The organism is Vibrio celticus, from assembly GCF_024347335.1.
Lineage (GTDB): Bacteria > Pseudomonadota > Gammaproteobacteria > Enterobacterales > Vibrionaceae > Vibrio > Vibrio celticus.
Genome location: NZ_AP025464.1, coordinates 1,717,702 through 1,737,973 on the forward strand (window position 1 = coordinate 1,717,702; position 20,272 = coordinate 1,737,973).

General features: G+C 45.8%; 15 protein-coding genes and 3 pseudogenes. 9 read left to right on the top strand and 9 right to left on the bottom strand.

Annotated elements, in window-relative coordinates:
• The first annotated feature begins 84 nt into the window (after positions 1–84).
• A complete protein-coding gene (locus OCV19_RS23520) occupies positions 85–474 on the top strand; it encodes a DUF1294 domain-containing protein (protein WP_065675798.1) in 390 nt (129 codons plus the stop codon).
• 48 nt (positions 475–522) lie between these two features.
• Here the strand turns inward: OCV19_RS23520 and OCV19_RS23525 are convergent, their stop codons facing one another.
• A complete protein-coding gene (locus OCV19_RS23525; protein WP_065675799.1) occupies positions 523–1,107 on the bottom strand; it encodes a LysE family translocator in 585 nt (194 codons plus the stop codon).
• 141 nt (positions 1,108–1,248) lie between these two features.
• On the opposite strand from OCV19_RS23525, the gene OCV19_RS23530 reads away from it, so the two are divergent.
• Together OCV19_RS23530 and OCV19_RS23535 are read left to right on the top strand one after the other, a co-directional pair.
• Entirely contained in the window at positions 1,249–1,689 is a 441-nt protein-coding gene (locus OCV19_RS23530) for an Lrp/AsnC family transcriptional regulator (RefSeq protein ID WP_009845852.1), read from the top strand.
• Positions 1,690–1,715: 26 nt separating this feature from the next.
• Positions 1,716–2,645, top strand: coding sequence for a LysR family transcriptional regulator (locus tag OCV19_RS23535; RefSeq protein ID WP_065675800.1), 930 nt, complete (start codon positions 1,716–1,718; stop codon positions 2,643–2,645).
• Positions 2,646–2,787: 142 nt separating this feature from the next.
• Here OCV19_RS23535 and OCV19_RS23540 read toward each other — a convergent pair whose 3' ends face one another.
• From OCV19_RS23540 to dsrO, 5 genes are all read right to left on the bottom strand, one after another.
• A complete protein-coding gene (locus OCV19_RS23540; protein WP_065675801.1) occupies positions 2,788–3,849 on the bottom strand; it encodes a c-type cytochrome in 1,062 nt (353 codons plus the stop codon).
• A gap of 9 nt (positions 3,850–3,858) precedes the next feature.
• Complete coding sequence (locus OCV19_RS23545; RefSeq protein ID WP_065675802.1) at positions 3,859–4,500, bottom strand: c-type cytochrome; 642 nt, start codon at positions 4,498–4,500, stop codon at positions 3,859–3,861.
• Positions 4,501–4,969: 469 nt separating this feature from the next.
• On the bottom strand, positions 4,970–8,062 hold the full coding sequence (locus tag OCV19_RS23550; protein WP_065675803.1) for a tetrathionate reductase subunit A: 3,093 nt from the start codon (positions 8,060–8,062) through the stop codon (positions 4,970–4,972).
• A 14-nt stretch (positions 8,063–8,076) separates the two neighbouring features.
• Positions 8,077–9,207, bottom strand: coding sequence for an NrfD/PsrC family molybdoenzyme membrane anchor subunit (gene nrfD, locus OCV19_RS23555; RefSeq protein ID WP_065675804.1), 1,131 nt, complete (start codon positions 9,205–9,207; stop codon positions 8,077–8,079).
• A complete protein-coding gene (dsrO, locus tag OCV19_RS23560) occupies positions 9,204–10,010 on the bottom strand; it encodes a sulfate reduction electron transfer complex DsrMKJOP subunit DsrO (RefSeq protein ID WP_065675805.1) in 807 nt (268 codons plus the stop codon). The genes nrfD and dsrO overlap by 4 nt, the downstream gene beginning before the upstream one ends.
• A 221-nt stretch (positions 10,011–10,231) precedes the next feature.
• Between dsrO and OCV19_RS23565 the strand changes: the two genes are divergently transcribed.
• The 3 genes from OCV19_RS23565 (at position 10,232) to OCV19_RS23575 (ending at position 14,218) form a co-directional block, all read left to right on the top strand.
• A complete protein-coding gene (locus tag OCV19_RS23565) occupies positions 10,232–12,103 on the top strand; it encodes a sensor histidine kinase (RefSeq protein WP_065675806.1) in 1,872 nt (623 codons plus the stop codon).
• 11 nt (positions 12,104–12,114) lie between these two features.
• Positions 12,115–12,717, top strand: coding sequence for a response regulator transcription factor (locus tag OCV19_RS23570; protein ID WP_065675807.1), 603 nt, complete (start codon positions 12,115–12,117; stop codon positions 12,715–12,717).
• A 292-nt stretch (positions 12,718–13,009) separates the two neighbouring features.
• The gene (locus OCV19_RS23575) at positions 13,010–14,218 is read left to right on the top strand and encodes a tetratricopeptide repeat protein (protein ID WP_083994276.1); all 1,209 of its coding nucleotides are present in this window, start codon (positions 13,010–13,012) and stop codon (positions 14,216–14,218) included.
• Between the two features lie 214 nt (positions 14,219–14,432).
• On the opposite strand, the gene sstT is transcribed toward OCV19_RS23575, so the two are convergent.
• A complete protein-coding gene (sstT, locus tag OCV19_RS23580; RefSeq protein ID WP_048609829.1) occupies positions 14,433–15,647 on the bottom strand; it encodes a serine/threonine transporter SstT in 1,215 nt (404 codons plus the stop codon).
• 636 nt (positions 15,648–16,283) lie between these two features.
• Between sstT and OCV19_RS23585 the strand changes: the two genes are divergently transcribed.
• The gene (locus OCV19_RS23585) at positions 16,284–16,604 is read left to right on the top strand and encodes an MFS transporter (RefSeq protein ID WP_065675809.1); all 321 of its coding nucleotides are present in this window, start codon (positions 16,284–16,286) and stop codon (positions 16,602–16,604) included.
• Positions 16,605–17,522: pseudogene (locus tag OCV19_RS23590) on the top strand (HlyD family secretion protein); the annotation flags it as partial. It lies immediately after the preceding gene.
• A 248-nt stretch (positions 17,523–17,770) separates the two neighbouring features.
• On the opposite strand, the pseudogene OCV19_RS23595 reads toward OCV19_RS23590, so the two are convergent.
• Positions 17,771–18,818: pseudogene (locus OCV19_RS23595) on the bottom strand (IS91 family transposase).
• Positions 18,815–19,705, bottom strand: coding sequence for a site-specific integrase (locus OCV19_RS23600; RefSeq protein WP_065675778.1), 891 nt, complete (start codon positions 19,703–19,705; stop codon positions 18,815–18,817). Before OCV19_RS23600 ends, OCV19_RS23595 begins: the two are co-directional and overlap by 4 nt.
• A 94-nt stretch (positions 19,706–19,799) precedes the next feature.
• Here OCV19_RS23600 and OCV19_RS23605 point away from each other — a divergent pair.
• Positions 19,800–20,114 (top strand): annotated as a pseudogene (locus tag OCV19_RS23605) (HlyD family secretion protein); the annotation flags it as partial.
• Positions 20,115–20,272 lie beyond the last annotated feature (158 nt).

Below are 20,272 nucleotides of genomic sequence, written 5' to 3' on the forward strand. Positions count from 1 at the left end.
GAATTACAATATGCCGCACTCATCCTTATCAAAATCTACAGGGCGTAATCGCTACAGTATGTGAGCTGCTGCCCAAAAGGAGTCATGTTGTCTTCATCTATTCAAATCGTTATCACCTATTTGGTTCTGGTGGCGGTATCTGTGTTGTTTGCAGAAAGTTCTAAAGCGCTGTTGGTGTGGTATTTGGTTATCGGTGTGGTGACGTTTTTTGTGTACGCGAAGGACAAGCGAGCAGCGATCAATGGCAATTGGCGTGTGCCAGAGAAAACCCTGCATATTTTTTCTGTTGCTGGTGGCTGGCTAGGGGCGTTGATTGCTCAAGATAAGCTGCGTCATAAAACGCAGAAGCAGCCGTTCAGATCTATCTATTGGCTGACAGTGGTAATTAATGTAGCGGCGTTTGCGTGGACATTAACCCCGAGCGGGCAGGCGAGATTTGGGCGTTGGCTTAGCGAGGTTATTGGATACTTATAAATTGATGGCTAGTAATCACTTACTAACCATCATAGGGAAGCTATCTGGTTACAACATCGGAATCGTTGAGGCTAATAGCAAGCCCGCCATGCCATAGTTGAAGCTTTTGATGCGGACTGGCGTTGTTAGCCAGTGTTGCAGTTGCTTGCCTGCTGCCGTCCAGAAAGTTACGGATGGCAAGTTAGCTAGTGTGAATATCGCTGCGATGATTGCAAGTTCCCACCATGAACTACCGCTGCTATAAACAGAAATGGCTGTCAGTGCCATTGACCAACCTTTCGGATTAACCCACTGAAAACTTGCCGCGCCAATGAAGGTCATCGGTTTATAAGCTTCAGTGCTTTTAGCTTTTCCACTCTTTGCTATTTTAATCGCTAGGTAAACCAAGTAAGCAAGGCTCAGGTACTTTAATATTTGGTGCGTAACCGGATAAGCGTTGAAAATACCCATTAAACCGAAGCCAACCAGCAGCAACATGGCTGCAAACCCTAGAGCAATGCCAAGCATGTGCGGAATAGTACGGGCGAAGCCAACATTGGCTCCAGATGTCATGAGCATGATGTTATTTGGACCTGGTGTGAAGGTCGAAACAAACGCAAACAAGGCAAGTGCGCTAAGTTGTTCTAAAGGCATTATGGTTCTCCAGCAAAAAAATGAACGAAGTGACTGACCGGTCATGACTTTCACGTGTTGAGAAACATAGTAGGTGGAAAGTGGGGCAATTATGTGCTTTTATTTCCTCTATTATCACTAAATGCACAATAATAAGTACTTATGGACAGATTTGACGAAAGGATATTGCAAGAGCTTAAATTGGACGGCAGAATCTCCAACATTGAGCTTTCAGAACGGATTGGCTTGTCGGCTTCTGCGACCTTAAGGCGCGTACAAGATCTTGAGCGTAAAGGTATCATTCAAGGTTACCGTGCGGTTCTGGATAATGGGCTGATGGGGGTTGGTTTTATTGCTTATGTTTCGATTGGGTTATCAAGCCACAGCAAAGCGGCTCAGCTGGAGTTTGAACAGCACGTCAGTATGGAAAAGGAGGTAGTGGAGTGTCACAACATTACCGGTGCCAACGAATACTTGCTAAGGGTAGAAACCAAAGATCTACCGGGCTATAAGAAGTTTCATGCCGATGTGCTTGGGGAATGTGCTCAGGTGCAATCTATTACGACCATGGTTGTGATGGATACACCCAAAGACGAACGCTAGTCGAGTTTTAATTCAGGAGAGGCACAGTGCCAAATACCAATCAGTTGTTATTGTTCTTAGATGTGGTTCAACAAGGGTCGTTTACCAAAGCGGCAACCTTACATGACATGGACAACTCATCACTCTCTAAACAGATCAAAAAGCTTGAGCAAGATTTAGGTGTTCAGCTGCTTAACCGCTCTACACGCTCGTTTTCGTTGACGTCGGCCGGGGAAGATATTCTCGCACAAACCTATGTGCTGAAAGACACTATCAATCAGATCCAAGGCATTGCTGATTCGTACCAATCTGAACCCAAAGGTGTGCTACGAATTACGTCGCCGATCTATTTTGGTCAGCAATACTTGCAACCTATCATTACTCAGTTCATGAGAAAGTATCCGGATGTTCAGATTGTACTTTCACTAGACGACAAGATCGCCAACATCATTGCAGGACAGTTCGATATCGCGTTTCGCTTCAGTAAGCTCGTTGAATCCAATTTGATTGCCAAGAAGATTGCCGACAGTAACTTTATGTTGGTCGCCTCGAACGACTTTGTGAAGCTGCATGGTGAACCAAAGACGCCACAAGATCTGCTCTCTTTACCTGCTGTGATTTATACCAATGGTGATATGACGGTCGATCATCTGCGTATCAGTGAAGAGCCGCATGGCAACACTTTCCAAAGCCTGACGATTCGTGGCAACTATAAGGTCAGTGATGTTCGTACTATGGTCTCTTGTGTGAAAGATGGTCTAGGTTATGGCTTCCTTGATCAATCAAACCTGTATGCCTCAATGAAAGAGCTTGGCTTGGTTACATTGCTTCCGGATTATCCGATCTCTACGATTGATACCGCAATCTACGCGGTGTATCCGCACCGTAAACAGACCAAGCTGGTCAAAGAGTTCATTACGACGGTTCAAGACTATATCGGCTCTCCGACGATTTGGGAAAAGATGCAGCAAGGTTAGTTGTTTTTCTAATCGTTCAAACATAAAAAAGGAGCCAGAACGTCGAACGATCTGGCTCCTTTTTATTCCTCTGGCTATAGCTGATTTACAATGTAAAGCTTAGCTATAGCTGACGTGAAAGGCTCTTGTGCACTGATGTCTATCAATGCTCATGAATCACTTCTTTACCACTTGGGTAGGCTTTTGAACCCAGTACATTACCGTCGACTTCTTTGCCATAATAACCTTGGTGGTTGTGGTAACGCTTAGCATTGCCGGCAACATCACCCTTGTATCTAGGATCTTGTGGGCGTTCATGACTGTTCACAAATGCGGCCACATCCCACGCATCCTGAATTGAAAGCTGTTGGCTCTTTCCAAGCGGCATGTTTTCGTAGATGAAGTAAGCTGCTGTATTTACACGGTGCATACCTGCGCCCCAGTTGAACGAATTCTCGCCCCAAAGAGGTGGTAGGTATGAGCGACCATCCGCCCCTTTAATACCTTCACCACTTTGACCATGACAGGTTTGGCAGCTGGTTTGGTAAACCTTTTCACCTCGCGCTATTGACGGCTCTTGTTCAGGGTTATCAATCTTAGGGAAGCCACGACCGGCAAGCTTACTGCGGTCATCGATTGGGTATTTGCTTAACAGCTCTTCAGGAAGAGGGAAGCTTTCAGCTTTACCACCAACTTGTAAATCAGCATCGCTGCTCTCAGGGACAGGCGTGTCTTGCATGCCGTTCTTGTCTAAGATTCCGCCCATCGCCAGCCAGTATGAATAAGCTGTGAGTGCGACCATTTCTTTTGAATCCTCTGCCGGTGGCAGGCCATTCATAGAGTAGGTGAAGCAACCTTGGATACGTTCTGCGTAGCTGTTTACTTTGTCGTTCTTGGAACGATACGCAGGGTAGGCCATGTACGCACCCCAAAGAGGGGCAGCGTTAGGCTTCATGCCCGCTTGCATGTGGCAGTTGACACAGTTTTGCTCATTGCCGACGAACGTACCACGCATCTGTTGTGAATCGACAAACAGGGAATAGCCCAGTTTTACTTTGTCGCCAAATTCTCCATCAGGAATATCTACCAAGTCGCGTGGCACCAGATATTTATTATCTTGTGGTTTTTCAACGGCGGGCAGTTCGGTTTGGCGATCGGGCAACTCAGCTTCGGCATAAGCGATTCCAGAGGCAAGGGTTGCGGTAATTAGAAGTAATGTTTTCATGCGAGCCCTTTAGTATCGGAAAGATGCAAAGTAATAAGAGAGGTTTTTGATCTCATCGTCGGTTAACTTGCCGGCGATATTGCCCATCATGTTTAAATCATCACCCTTACGAGTGCCGTTTTTCCAAGCGTTGAGCTGAGTCTGAATGTAGTCGGCATGCTGACTCGCTAGGCGAGGAAATTTGTCGACACCCATACCACTTGGCCCATGACAGGTTGCACAAGCTGGAATGTTTCGATCCCAATCGCCTTGGAATACAAGTTTACGATACGGGTTATCGATATCGGCTTGTGAGCCGCGTTGTTCTAAATTGGTGAAGTCGTATGAAGGCAGTGAAGCGAAGTATTCAGCAACTTCACGACGAATCGCAGGATCAGACACACCATCCGCCATGCCCTTCATGATCGCGCTTTGACGCTCACCACTAGAGAATAGAACCAGTTGATGTTCTAGATAGTCAGCATTGAGCCCAGCTAGCATAGGGGCAATGTTGGGCATGCCTTTACCGTCAGCTTGGTGGCAGCCACTACAGGTTTCTGCAGCTTCTGGCATTGGATTAGGCGCTGCTTGTGCAAAACCGGATAAAGAAAGGCTTCCCAGAGCAGCGATGCAAAGCGTTAGAGTTTGAGTTTTTATGTTCAGCTTAATCATGAGGCGTCGCTATTGGTTGTAATGCACGCATTTTCGACATAATTGGATGTTCGCGCTATTGTGGATTTCCACATTAATTCACTTGGAACTTGAGGTAAGTCTCACATTAATAACCTCAATCACCATAATGATATTGATGTGAATTTCGATAGGCGAATCTAACTGCCGTTAACGAAATGCAAGGGAACTGCCATGTTCGCCTCGGTGTAACTGCTTGTTAAGGCTCTTTTATGGCACCGATTGTTTAAGCATAGCCGCTTTATGGAGGCTGGCTAAAAAAGTTACGGTGAAAAGAAGAGAAGAGAAGACAAGAGAATAGAAGTGAAGAGAGTTTGCGGGTTGGATTGAATATTACGGATTGAATGCTGCCGATGTATTGACTGTTAAAAAGCAGAGCAACCTCAAATGGCAAAGTTGCTCTGCAGCGTTCCTATTCAGGAATGAATAGGAATATGTATTGGATCACTGATTAGACTTTGTAGATCTTAGCCGGAAGCGCTTGTCTTGCTGCTGCGCCCACTACCCAATCTAACATCACGCCTTTGCCTTCTCTCGTTGGGTCGATCAAGCCTATATCATTGATGTTAACGCCATCGTTCGACTTCATTTTTACTGGTTGTTGCGTGTCACCAATCCAGTGGGCACGTTCGCCGAGTTCTTTATGACCAAAGCCGTGTTCAAAGCCTAATGTGCCCGGCTTGATGCCATCGATCACCATTGCCAACGCATGTGTGGCTGAGCTCGGTGTTTCAATAGCAAACACGTCACCGGTTTTGATACCCGCAGAAGAGGCGTCTTGCGGGTGGATGTAAACCGGATTTACTCCTTTAATCGATTCCAAGCGTGGTGACAAATTCGATACTGCACTGTGAATCTTGGACTTAAAGTTGGTTAGGGTGAACGGCCACTCTTTTGCTGGGAACTGCTCTGCCAAAGGTGTGCCGTCTGCCAACTTTTGTGGATACCATGTCGGGCACCCCATGTATTGCTCGCCACTGATGGTGTTGCGAGAAGTACCGAGCTTTTCATTCCAGATAGCCAATGGTTTGATCCATTTGTACTTCATGGTTTCATTGGTGTAGGCATTGGTTGCGTCTTCGAAACGACCGCCACGCGCAAAGATATACGCTACTTTGAGCATCTCTTCAGGCTTGAGCGTTTTGTTCATCACAGGCACTAGGCGTTCTAGACCAGACCAAACAATATCTTCCGCATCGACATTCGGCACGCCGCCTTTTGCAAATGCTAAGTTAGCCGCAGAGCGTAGGTAGAAATCTTCCGCACTGTGGATACCGTGCCAGTTGCCTTGGCTGTCTTTGATTACGTTATCGCCAAAGCCACCTAAGCCAAGTGTTTTCGCTAGATCAATAAAGAAGTTCTCTAGGTTGATGGCACGTCCGTCTTGAGTGCGTGAGGTTTTAGGCTCAACAATCGGCCAGCGAGCGGTGATCGCTTTAGTCGCGACACCATGCCAAGGTGTTGCCATGCCCCAGCTTTCGTAGGTCACTGTGTCTGGCACGAGGTAATCCGATAACGCTGTGGTCTCATTGATGAAGGCATCGATAGACACGATCAAACCAAGCTGTTTTGGATCCTTAAGCTTTTCACCCAGCAAGTTGTCTAAACCCGGAACACCATAAAGTGGGTTCGCCATGTGGTTGATCCATGCCTTTGCTCGGTAGGGGTAGCCATCAATCGCAGCTGATAAGTGCTCAGTTAAAAGCGGTGCTGAGATTGGGTACCACGGCGCGCGTGTCGGGTAAGGTGACTCGCCTGCGGCAACACGACGTTTGTATTCGCTGGTTTTTTGGTACGGGAACTTGCTGCGGGACAAGAACACACCTTGAGGCTTAGTCTTACCTTTAAACTTAGTAAAGTCGTAACGAGGACCTGCAACCGAAGTCGGGTAGCCACCCGCTTTCGCCATCGCACCGCCTTTCGCGTTGATGTTACCGATCAGCGCGTTCAGCATCAGAATAGAGAACGAGTTGTAGAAGCCGTTGGTGTGCATGTTGCCACCGTGAGTATCCACGACTGCTTTCGTCCCGTAGCTGGTAAAGCGTTTCGCTAGCGCAATAATTTGATCCTGCGGGATCTCACACTGCTCACTGTAGTAAGCAAGGTCGTATTTGAAGGCTTCTTCTTTCAATCTTTGCAGAGAAGACTTAACACGAACAGTCTGACCATCGATTTCTACATCTTGATCGACGAACAGCGCCGCTTCATTCACCTGAATATGTGATGCCAATAGTGACGTTGTCACATCTAGTGCGATAAATCCGTCATCGTCAGACATCGATTCGCCTGTTTCTAGCAACCTCATATCCGATGCACGAAGCATACGCCCATTTTGTGGGTGCGATTCGTCGCTGATCACTAGGTGAGATGCGTTACACCAGTGTGTGGTGCCTGCTTTCTTCATCGCTTGCGCACTTGGGCGAGACAAGAAGTCGTGATTGTAGCGCTGGTTTTCGATGATCCACTGGATTATACCCAGAACTAATGCTGAGTCAGTGCCCGGCTTGATCGGCAGCCAGTTGTTGCGATCGGCCGCTGCAAGGCTTGAAGATCCTGCCGGAAGGCTTGGAGTGACAATGGTGTAGCTGAGTTTTCCGTTGGTACGAGCCTCAGCCAGCTGTCTTGCTTGACGCTTAAACGGATTACCTGCTTGAGCCGGAGACATACCGATGAAAAGAATGAACTCTGCGTTGTTGAAGTCGGGTTTTAAGTGCGAGAACTTGTCCAGATCGTTCATGATCGCGCCTGAACCTGCGCGGAATGCGTAGCCACAGTAAGAGCCGTGATGACCAAAGTTGCGTGTGCCGTAGCTGTTAAACGCAAAGCGCTTCAAGATGTCATCACGTCCTTCATTACCTGCGTTGGTTACCAGTAATTGGTTGGCCTTTGGTCCGTATTCAGGGTTGTTTGGATCAAGTGGTGTTTCGATGTCGCGAATCGATCGCAAGCCTTCAACTTCGCCTTCACCGAACAAGTCACCACCTTCGGTGATCTCAGATATTAGCTGTTCGTAGCTGATCGGTTCCCACTTGCCTTCACCTCGTTTGCCAACACGTTTTAACGGTTGTGTAATTCGGTATGGGCTGTTTTGAATCTCTAACATGCCATTACCACGGGCGCAGGCTGTCGAGCGATTATTGATGCCTGATTCACCAGACAAGCCAATGTAGGCGTCTTTTACCGGTGTTTTGAATGGGATCTGTTGGTCACTTGATAACGGGTGATACGGGTTGCCCGAGATACGCAAGATCTCGTCATTGCGATTATCGATACGTACACGCAAGCCACACAGTGTCCAGCAACCAAAACACATAGAGGGTGCAACACGTTGGTTTGGATTTGGCGAGATCTTACCCTGCTCATCGACACTGTATTCCGTCTCTAACGAATTACCGTGGTGGATGTGGTTGGTTTTCTTACCCGCGGTGCCATCGATAGCACCGTGAACCATGTGCTTTGTGGTTGTCGCATAACCTGCAGCAAAAGCTCCAACACCACCGGCAGCAAGGCCTGTTTTCAAAAATTGACGACGTTTGTTATCCATGATGATTCCTCAGACTACAAGCTATGTGAGCGGTTAAGTGGTGACGATGTATTTTGGTTTGGCTTCGATATTGTCTTAGGTGTAGATCGAGTTGACACGATTTCAGAAGCAAACAACGCAAGTGCTAACCAAAGACCACACATACCAACAATGCCGAGTAATCCTGCGCTACCCATCGGCAGTTCATAAGGGAATGCACCCACATCAAAACGGGGAATGGTTTGAACTTCCATCATGGTGACCCAACGTACCGCCCATGCTGAAACTATGGTCGCAAGCGCAACACAGATAATTCCTAGCTTACTTTGCGATAGGCGTTGTAGTGGCAGCACTAAGATCATGCACAGCAAAATGCTGGTGGTCATGATGCCTAGGTTGATACCCCAAGCGTCGTTCTCATACAGGTTGAAATGACCATGGTTAGATGCCCAAATCGACGTAAGAATGATCGCAAGGCCACCCGTTAAGGTAATAGTTCTTTGTACCAGAGCGAGATCTGTTGGTTTTAAGCTTGGCTTGCTTGAAGGCAGTAGAGCCCAAATAAATAGAGTTAAACCTGTTGCAGCAAAGAATGCAGTCGTGAACCAAAGCAGTGGAGAAGCCGGTTGATGCCAAAGTGGTCGGCTCGCCAAAATCGCAATCTCTGCACCTGTATAAAGCGCGATGCTTAGGCCTGATAACGCAGTTGCAGCGGCTAATGCAATCATCACTTTTGTCGATACCTGCCATTGCCCCAGTGTTAACCAAGACAAGCGTTTTAGAAGTGGGTTTTCACTCTCTTTGAGCTGTGCTATGTCATCACGCAGGTAAACCCAAGCAGTCGCAACAGCCAGACCAGAAAACAAAGGTAGGAACAGAGAGCCCAATGACATCCATGACCAAGGTGTGATGTGAGCGTAGAAGTGCCACGCACGTCCCGGTTGGTGTAAGTCACCAGTGAGGGCTAATGGCCCAACAATCGCGCCAATGGCCATCACAAGCACAAGCGCTGAACGGAATTGGTGACTGGTAGAGTTTTTGAAGATAAGTGCAATCAAAAACAGAATCGCAGCCGCGTAAGCCGAACCTATGTAGAAGAAATATTGAACCGCCCACGGTAGCCAAGCGATCTCTTGAGCGGGAACTAACACCTCAGTGATATTCATGCTGTCTCTCCTTGTTTGCTAGAGGATGAGTTATCGATGGGGGCTGGATCATAAATCGCAGGCTGACCTTCGATATGGCTAACGAAACGCTCGTTCATGCCGATATAGAAAACATGTGGGTTGGTATTTTGCTCTGGCTTAAGCACCTTGATGTCGTCTTGGTTTTCATTAAGCAGGCGGTTGATCTCACTGTTTGGATCTTTGAGGTCACCAATAACACGCGCACCACCAACACAGGTTTCGACACAAGCGGGCAGTAAACCGTCTTCAAGGCGGTGTGCACAGAAGGTGCATTTGTCTGCGGTAAGGGTGTCGTTATTGATGAATCGAGCGTCGTAAGGGCAGGCTTGAACACAGTAAGCACAAGCTACACAACGCTCGTTGTCGACCATTACAATGCCGTCTTCACGTTGGAAGGTCGCTTGAACAGGACAAACCTTGATGCACGGAGCATCGTCGCAATGGTTACACAGACGAGGCAACATGAATGACTTCACGTCTTGTTGAGTAGTCGAACCATCATCAAGGGAGACTTCATACTGTTTTACGGTGGTTCTGAACTGGCCAATTGGCGCTTGGTTTTCAACGCTACAGCCAACAGTGCACGCCTGACAGCCAACACATTTACGTAAATCAACCGCCATGGCGTAGCGTTTACCTACTTCGCCTTTGCGGTCAGGTTGGTTGTTATTGCGAATGGCTGTGCTTGCGACTGCGGTGTTGATTCCGGTGATGGGAATGAGCGCAGCACCAGCGGAAACCTTGCCGAATTGGCTGAGAAACCGTCTTTTCAATGAGTCCATGTTGGTACCTATAAATGGCTATTCTATCTGTTGGGCTCATTGTCAGATTTTGGGCGTACGCGGGGTATTGTGGATTTCCACATACCCAGATCAAAGTTGATCTAGAACAAATGTGGTTTTACCAATCTAGCTGTTATGCTTTGTATAAAGGCTCTATTTAATGTGTCGTCAATGCGTTATTTGAGTGTGGACATGCCGTCAGTGTGGAGAAAGAGATTTTAGTGACAGTCCGAAACCTAATATCAATCATTAGCCTTTGTTGGTTGAGCTTAACTGCAGGAATGTGTTTAGCCGCTCAAACGGATCAAGAGGTTACAACGACAAGCACTGTTGAGTCGGAGCAGGTTATTGAGGTCGGTGTGCTGGCTATTCGAGGCAAGCTTTCCGCGCAGCAGCGTTGGCAGCCGACGATGGATTGGTTGTCGGAGCGCATTCCCGGCAAACACTTTGTTCTCAAGCCTTTCAACTTAGAAGAGATGGCTGACGCGGTAAAAGGTGTTGAGGTCGACTTTGTCATCACCAACCCGGGTCAGGCGGTACGATTAGGTCGTCAATATGACCTCTCTTGGATGGCGACTATGACCAGCCATAACTTCGAAGATCGAAGCATCAGCAATACCCGAAGTATTGGTTCTGCCTTGGTGGTGAGAAGAATGTCACCTTATATCTCTCTCGAACAATTGAGCGGTAAGCCGATTGCGGCAGTATCTGAAAATGCATTTGGCGGCTATCTAACAATGCGTTATCAAGTGATGCAACAAGGGCTTAATCCCAACCATTTTTTCTCTAACACCCAATTTTTAGGTTTCCCGATCGATGCCAGTTTGTATCAACTGCGTGAAGGACACATTGAAGCGGCTGTCGTACCAAGTTGTTTAGTTGAGAACATGATCAGTGAAGGTTTGCTGGTGGCGGGGCAATATCGAATTATCGAGAATCAAGCACCAGAAGGATTCCGATGCCAAGTGTCTACGCCGTTGTACCCCAACTGGTCGTTCGCCAAAACAGAGCGGGCTTCTTCGGCACTGGCCAAACAGATGAGTCAGGTGTTATTTGCGATGCCAAAAAGCAGTGCACCGGCCATTGCAGCGAATGCATCGGGTTGGACGTCACCGACAAGCCTGCTCTCGATAGACAAGCTTTATCAACAACTCGACATGCACCCACTTCAACAACCTTGGTGGAAAGAAGCGTTAATCTGGCTCAAGTACAATCAACAGTGGGCATGGGCGTTTTTTATTCTTGTCGTGTCTCTAAATGCTTACCACTTCTGGCTAGAATACAAATTCAGTCGCAGCAAAAAGCAGTTAGAAGCGACGCTGTACAAGCTGAAAAGTAAGAGTGAACAGCTAGAGCACTCACAACGTATCGCGGTAGTTGGTGAACTAGGAAGTAGCTTGGCACACGAGATTAATCAGCCTCTGGCAGCCATTAGGAATTATAGCGAAGGTGGTTTACTGCGGATTTCGAAGAACAAACCGCTGACTGACATAGAGCCTGTATTTGAGAAGATCCAGTCTCAAGTGGATCGTGCTGACGCCATCATCCAGCGATTGAGAAACATGATCAAAAAACGCTCATCAGAGACATCTCAGACCGATATCGAGCAGCTGCTTACAGACACCATTGAGTTACTGCAATTTCGATTACACAAGCACAAGATAACCATTGAACGTTATGCTGTGGGCAAACCTATCAAGTTAAATGTTGACCCTGTGGGTTTGCAACAGGTGATTGTAAACCTGATCAACAATGCAACGGACGCGTGTAGTGCACAGCAGCATCGCGAACAAAGCGCTACGTCTGATATTGATAACAAAAACAGTGAGCCGGCGACAATTAAAGTGATTACCGAGTATCAACCGGATAAAATAATGTTGTCGATTATCGATAACGGAACGGGCTTAGATTTCACTGAACAAGAAGTGACTCAAGCCTTTGTGAGCAGCAAAGAAAACGGCTTGGGGTTAGGGCTCGCGATTTGCCAAGATGTTATTGAAGATCACAGTGGTCAAATGACGATCACGTCACTTACTCCACATGGGTGTCATGTTGCGGTGACACTGCCTTTCTCTCTTTCAAATGATTCATAAGGAATCTTGTTATGTCTGAACTTCATCAAAGGCTTCCTGTCTATGTGGTTGATGACGATGAGTCGATGCGCGACTCGTTGGTGTTCCTATTAGAAGAGCATGATTTCACTGTGTCAGCTTTTGAAGATGGGCCCAGCTTTTTGGACTCGGTGGATTTGAGTGCACCGGGTTGTGTGGTATTAGACAGCCGAATGCCAGAGATGAGAGGGCAGCAAGTTCATGAGTTGATGGTGAAAGCGCAGAGTCCTCTGTCGGTTATCTATCTGACTGGGCATGGCGATGTGCCAATGGCGGTGGAAGCCTTACGAGCCGGCGCGGTGAATTTCTTTCAAAAGCCAGTTAAAGGTAATGAGTTAGCTGAGGCAATCAAACAAGGTTTGGACGCTTCAGAAAAGCACTTACACATGAATGTGTATCGCCAAGCGTACGCGTCGTTAACCGAGCGTGAGATAGACATCCTCAAACAAATTATCGACGGTAAGCGTAACCAGAAAATAGCCGATGAATTGTGCATTGCAATGAGAACTGTGGAAGTACACCGAGCGAGTTTGATGAAGAAGTTTTCTGCGAAAACGGTCGCTGAGTTGGCATACATTTATGGGCAGCTTACCTAACCTTAAATGTAAGAGATAGAGAGTGGGAAATCACGCCCTAGTGATTTCCTGGTGAAAGGTGGTCTTCATAAGTCATCGATATTGAAGAAAGATCACACCATTTATGGCGTGCATACGGATAGGTCTAAGTAGACTTTTTATCGTTATGTATTCCTGAGATACTGAACTGAGTTCATTTTAGGGCGGAACGTTTTAATAACGGCGCTTTTCCCTGTAATTCGAAACATTCACTATAGGTTGATAACTCCTCGACACCGAGGTTGGTATCAACCGAGTTAGGTTAAAATATTTTATGAGTACAATGGGAATCGCAATTGGTGCGACGGCTCTTTCGTTAATACTTGTCGCCGTGTGGTTGATCTCTTTATCGCTAAGAAAGCAGCGCTTGGAACAAGAACGTAAGGCTCGTGCTGTCGCTTACCGAAAAGCGATTGAAAAAGCGCGCATACAAGAGCAAAAAGAGCGTCACTTCAAAGCCGAAACCGGTCATGTACCGTCGATTTTGTATTTGGCAAAAGAAGCTGAACGTAACAATATAAAGGAAGCTCTGTATTGGTACGATAAAGCGGCGCAACTCGATAATATCAATGGCATGTACGGCATTGTGCGCCTAAGCATGAAGCGTAAAGAAGACCTCATTTTAAGAGAGAAAGCCAACTTTTGGCAGCTAGCAATCTCTGCTTTAGACAATGACGTATCGGCGAAATTCGAGATGGGCAAAGCGCTCGTCTTTGGTCGTGGAACCGATAAAAACATCCCTAAGGGTTATACCTATATTGAAGAGTCTGCGGCTGGTGGTAATACCGAAGCGATGCTGTTTATCGGTGACTGGTGTCTCGATAAAGAGAATCCAGATTACTCGGCTGAAAGATCTGTCGAGTGGTACCAAAAGGCCGCTGAAAAAAACAACCTAGACGGCAAGATCAAACTCGGTATGAGTTACTTGAACGGTGTGGGTGTTGAGCCTAACCATGGTGAGGCTGTTTACTGGTTTGAGACAGCCGCAGAAAAGAACAGTGCAGAAGCGATGTTTAGAGCAGGCGAAGCTTGGATCGACCATGGTGAACACGGCAACGCCATCGCTTATATCTGGTTATTCCTATCAGCTCATTTTGGCTACTCAGAAGCCAAACATTTGAGGGATAAAATCGGCGGGGAGCTTGGTGTAGATGCCGTCGTGGGCTTACAGGCTCTGACTAAGCCGATAATGACTAAGCTGACCCAAGAAGCAATCACTAAGCACTCAATCATTAAAGCGCTCAACAAGCTCTACAAGCGTAATATACCGATTCCGAAGAAAGTGAAAGAAGCGTCTGATGAAGAAGGTGAGGCGCTAAATGTAGATGCGAGCCATTTAGAGACTCAAACGGCGAGCGCTCAAGATACGAATGTTGATTACAGCCAGCAACCTAATACCGAGCAAGCATCAACAGAGATACAAACGACACCAAATAGTGATCCTCTAGATTTCAGTCAGTCTAACTGGAACAGAAACCAGTAAATTGAACTCATTGGTTGTGTACGGTTGATAGGTCGTTTTAGCTCTAATCGAGAAATTCAAGACAACAAAAAGGGAAGCTGATGCTTCCCTTTTTATTTATCTGCTATTTACTTTTAGAGCTTAGAGCTTAGAGCTTAGAGCTTAGAGCTTAGAGCTTAGAGCTTAGAGCTTAGAGTGAAAGCCTAATACCTAATACCTAATACCTAAGAGCTTATTAAGCTTTGTTTTGCTCAGCTTTACATACAGCCGCAGTGAACACGACGTCTGTTGAGCTGTTAAGCGCTGTTTCAGCTGAATCTTGAATCACACCGATAATGAAACCAACCGCTACAACCTGCATCGCTACATCGTTAGAAATACCGAATAGGCCACACGCTAGTGGGATAAGCAGCAGTGAACCGCCAGCAACACCCGATGCGCCACATGCTGAAATTGCAGCAACAAGGCTTAGTAGAATCGCAGTGAAGATATCAATCTCAATACCCATTGTGTGTACAGCAGCAAGTGTTAACACAGTGATGGTAATTGCAGCACCCGCCATGTTGATCGTTGCGCCTAGAGGGATAGATACAGAGTAAGTATCTTCGTCTAGGTTTAGCTTCTTACAAAGGTTCATGTTCACTGGGATGTTTGCAGCACTTGAACGAGTGAAGAATGCCGTTACACCAGATTCACGAATACATTGCAGTACAAGTGGGTATGGGTTCTGTTTTGTTTTTGCAAATACAAGCAGTGGGTTAACCACAAGTGCAATGATCAGCATTGAGCTTAGTAGAACCGCTAGCAGTTGACCGTAGCTTGCTAGTGCATCGAAGCCCGTTGTTGCGAATGTTGTCGAAACAAGACCGAAGATACCAAATGGTGCAAGACGAATAATGAAGCGAACAATGTGTGAAACACTGTGGCTAAGGTCTTCGAAAACCGCTTTGGTTGTTGCAGATGCGTGGTGCAGTGCAAGACCAAGACCGATTGCCCAAGCAAGAATACCGATGTAGTTTGCGTTCATTAGCGCACTAACTGGGTTATCTACAAGCTTGAATAGAAGGGTATGAAGAACTTCCGCGATACCTTGAGGAGGGTTAGCACCTTCAGCGCCAGCAACCAGTGTCAAAGTGGTTGGGAACATGAAGCTCAGTACGACAGCAGTCAGTGCAGCAGAAAACGTACCAATCAGGTAAAGCACAATGATCGGACGCATATGAGTATGCTGACCTTTCTTTTGGTTTGCGATAGAAGCTGCAACAAGAATGAATACTAAAATTGGGGCAACAGCTTTCAGAGCACCAACAAACAGACTACCTAGTAGGCCTGCGTCTTGAGCTGCTGAAGGAGAAACCATGGCGAGAACGACACCGAAAACAATACCAGCAAGGATCTGTAGAACGAGATTTCCACGAGCGATGCGGGCGAGCATGTTGTGATTTTGCATAAAATACCTGCAATTGTTAATTTATTATAGTGATGTATCTTTTTATAAAGTTGTACCAAATCCAACTATACACTAGTGGAATGGGCGGTCATATTAGCGGGATCTAAGAGGGTGTCTAGGAATAGTTTACTTTTAGGGTGATTGTTTGCGCCATGTGGTGCTTTTAGAGCTAAATGTTAAATATTTGTGCTTTTGTTGAGGTGTAAGTCTGCTGAATAATGTTCCATTGGCTTAATGTTCTAGTATTTATGGGATGTAAACCATTACTGATAAAAACATTGTGTTCGGAAATAGCTGCCTAAACTTGTATAGGTAAAAAAGCCACTTCAACAGACATCATAGACCTCACCTGCTTTGCTTAATCTACGTTGGTGCATGACTTGCCATATTTTGTCGTTATCTAATCTTTCTATCGGCATTCCCACTTACTTAAGCAGCGTTAGCTGTGAATCTCATCAGCTCTCCTTAATAGCGTTAGGCTACTGAACTTAATACCTTGCTACTTTGATATACCGCACACATTATCCGGTAGTTTATATCAAAATATTATTTTATATGACGTAATTTATCTAAAATTGCCGTTGTAAGTGGGTGGCATATATCCTGTGTTGGTCTTAATTTACAAGAGTATGAGCAATGAGTTTAATCAGTATCCCTTATGTAGAGACCTCTGCAGATACCGTTTTACATATAGCAGCCGCTATCGTGCTGATCAGCACCATAGCGGCTGGCCTGTTCGGTTTTTGGAAGCTTCACGAGATCCCTATTCAAAAGGCTCATAAGACTGACCACCATCAGATAGGGTTGATTACCGCGCTCACTTGGATTGGCTTCATTTGGCACTGGGTGTGGGTGCTCGCCATTATCATTGCTTTTGTAGATTTTGAAAAAGCCATTATTCGGTTACGGGATTTATGGAACTCGCCGACTCAAGTTAATCAATCAGAGGATGTCTAAATGTTAGAAGGTTTAGCTGTTTGGTGTTTGTTCATCTATTTATTAAGACTTGTTGGCATGCCTTGGAACACAGGGACGAAAGCATTCGCTTATCTAGGAGGAAGTGGTTGGTTGTTGTTTGTGTGGGTTGGATTAATTAACTATACACCAATGGATTTGTCGGGAGGCTCTGTGGTGCAGTCTCCTCACATTCAGCTTCGCCCAACCTCAACCAATGTCTCGGGTAAGGTCGATCAGATTTATATCACCCCGAACCAACGCATTGAGAAAGGGCAGTTAATCTATGAGATTGAAAACGAGCCTTATCAAATTGCTTATGAACAAGCGAAGATTTCGCGCGACTCGGCAAACGTAGCGGTTAGCACTGCGGCTGAAGAAGTAAAAATCGCTGAATCCAGCTATCAGGCAGCGTTACATGATTTTGAAATGACACAAAGTGAGCTTTCAGCTGCTCAGTCAAATAGAGACTTACAGAAAAGAACGTTGAAGCGTTATCTTGAACAAAACCGAGTCGTGCGTAATACGATCACTGAAAGCATGATTGATAACCAGCAAACGGTCGCCGATTCTGCTGTGTACACTGTGGCCAAGCTTGAGTCACAGCTGAGCAAAAAGAAATCTGATGTAGAGAAAGCCAAGCTACAAATAACCAAAGCGGAACTCTCGGTTGAATCCCGTCAGTCAAACTTTAACGAAACAATTCAGAAGGTGAATAAAGCGAAATGGGATCTTGATAGCACCAAGATTTATGCACCCGCTGATGGCTTTGTGACTAACTTTATTCTTCGTGAAGGTCAGCTTGTTTCTAGAGTTCCACGATTGCAGATGTACACCAACGAGAAATACGTATTGATGAGAGTGAATCATCAAGCGATCAGAAATGTTAAACCGGGTCAATTGGCTGAATTTACAACAAACAAGAATAGCTGTCGCGTAGCCGACAGTTTTATTCAGAGTTGAACAAGCCCGTGCTTCTTCTTTATTAGTAATTTTCGGCTAGGGGTGAGAGGCTTCTTTTGAGTAGTGTCTTTCTTAAGGGCGAGTAAATCTAGAGCGTGATTCATTGTAGCATCACACCTTTAGTTTTCTGATTTATATCATATATTTACACCCTCCCTTTTTAGTTATAGTTAATGCTATTCTCCTTATTATCGTTTGCCTTTCGGCTAGATCGGTCGAGTTATCCCCACACAAGCCATCGTGCTCTGACAGCAAGGGCATGGCCGTACAGCTCGAGGTTTTAGGTGTGGCTTCTAATTCAGAAGCAATGCTCTCTGGTAAAAGAATAATTGGATTTGAACGCATAGCTGTCTAGCATTGCCTCGAAGGAAGCCATAATCTCGTACTCGTTGCATACCCCTAGGAAGCACATGTTGTAAAATAAGCCATAAAAACTCAAGTATGGGGAGCGTACGTGTTTGTCGCTGCTTCGTTTGACTGTCTTGATACTGGAAAGTGACATCACTTTCAGTGATGTTGAGGATATCGTTATCTGGAAGGACGCCTCGATAAAGGTATCGTGACAGATATTCTAAGGCATGAAGTCCATACCCGACACATCGACAATCAACAACCCATGTTTTAGGCACATTTTGAGGCAGCATCATCTCTGCATCGTGATGAATCATGTCTAACAACCTAGCTCGCCATACTTTTGCCAATGCGAATTCATTATATAAGTAGCCCTTTTTCCCCTTGCCACTCATGCCTCTTTGAATCATATTGCCCCCCTGCAACAATGACATGGAGGTGAGGGTGTAACTCTCTTTTTCGACTGTGTGTATGAAGGACAATGGTAAACCCTAGTTCACCTTTTGATTGCCGACGAGCAAAGTCTTTCAATGTTGAGGACGCAGCAGTGAACATCGCTTGATAAAGAGCCTTTGGATTTCGACGAGCCAAAGACCTAAGCTCATAAGGCACAGTAAACGTCACCATATAATAGTGAGTGGGTAACAGTTTTCGCTTCTGTCTTTCAAGCCAACCTGATGTGGTACTGTGCTGGCATTGGGGGCAATGCCGATTACCACACGATAAGGCCAGTCTGTCATCATGATGACAGTGTGAGCAATACCATTGTGATAACCCTTGCTTCTCAGTCTTGCAGCGTAACATCGCTGCAATCGCCTTTCTGGTGTCAGTGCTAAAACGATAGCCGTATTTATACTCAAGTTGATTCTTGTATTGGCGAAGTAACTCAATAAAAGTGCTCATACATTCAGCTCCCAATCGAGGCGAAGCTTATCGGCCAACTGGTTGAGTGCCTGATTCGCATCGTGCAATTTCAATTGAGTCATTTGTGTGTAGCGAGCGGTGGTATTTAGGCTGCTATGGCCCAGTAGTATTTGCAGCGAACGCAGATCTAACCCTTGCTCTAGAAGGTGTGTCGCAAAGCAGTGACGTAAAGAGTGAGGTGTAATTCGTTTGTAGATACCACATTCGTTGATGACCTTCTTTAGTGCTTTTTGAGCACCTTGATCGTTAGGGCTAACATCACAGCACTTCCCTTTACTTGGGAAAAGAAGATTAGGGTGTCGATGGGTGCACCAGTAGCGACGAAGCGCATGCAGGGTTCGATTTGGGATTGGAACCAGCCTATCTTTACCTCCCTTAGCATGACGAATATGGACTCGCATGGTATGGCTATCAATATCAGGAATAGTAATGTGAAGCGCTTCATTGATTCTTAGCCCCATTGTATAAATGGTGAGAAACAGCACTTTGTAGCGGGTCTCTCGAGTCGCGTTGATGACTTGAGCGACTTGCTCTGGGGATATGATATTAGGGAGCCGCTTTACTTTAGGTGGCTTAACAATACCTATCCATTCCCATTGTTTATCCAGCGTATGTTTATAGAAGAATTGAAGCCCACAGCGGTCAAGCTTAATGGTACTCCATGAGACTTGTCCTATAAGTTGACTGAAGTATCGTCGTAAATCTTCAATCGTTAGCGTGTCAGGGCAGCGGTCAAAGTACTGTGTTATTCGTCTAACTGCGAGTGAGTAAGCTTGGATCGTTTTTGGACGTTTTCCTTGAAGCTTTAATTGAGTAAGGTGTTGTTGATGTAGATCGTCGAAACGTAGTTGTTCGGAAGGCGTCATAATATACTCTCCAGTAAAGCACCATCGATATGATGGTGGTACTAAAGAGTATGGTTATCAGAAGAGTATCTTTTCTGCCGCAGAGCGGCTTCGTTCAACGCCAGTTTATCCAGGGAAAGTATTCACGGCAGAGGTTGAAGGTATTATTGAAGCAACCGGCGAAGCGCAAAGTAACTTGCTTGGCTTTGACCAGAATGTTCGCTCTACGACAGGCAAGAACCTACAAAACAAACATCACTTTGTTAGGTTGAAAGTCTTTGAACCTGAAGGCTATAGCGTACCAGTCGGCTCGGTTGGTTTAGCTTGGATTAGCGGAGAAAAGCCAACAGAGCTTATGGCGTTTCTTGATGTAATACGTGGAATCATTTTACGTATGAAGTCGCAGCTCTATTACTTCTACTCTTTCTAGAGCTAGAGCTAGAGCTAGAGCTAGAGCTAGAGCTAGAGCTAGAGCTAGAGCTAGAGCTAGAACCAGAGTTAATTCGGTTATTTAATTCCGAATTATTCAAAATAAGATTATTAATGAAATTACGGACCACAGTCGTGGTCTGTAATTTTAATATGTTT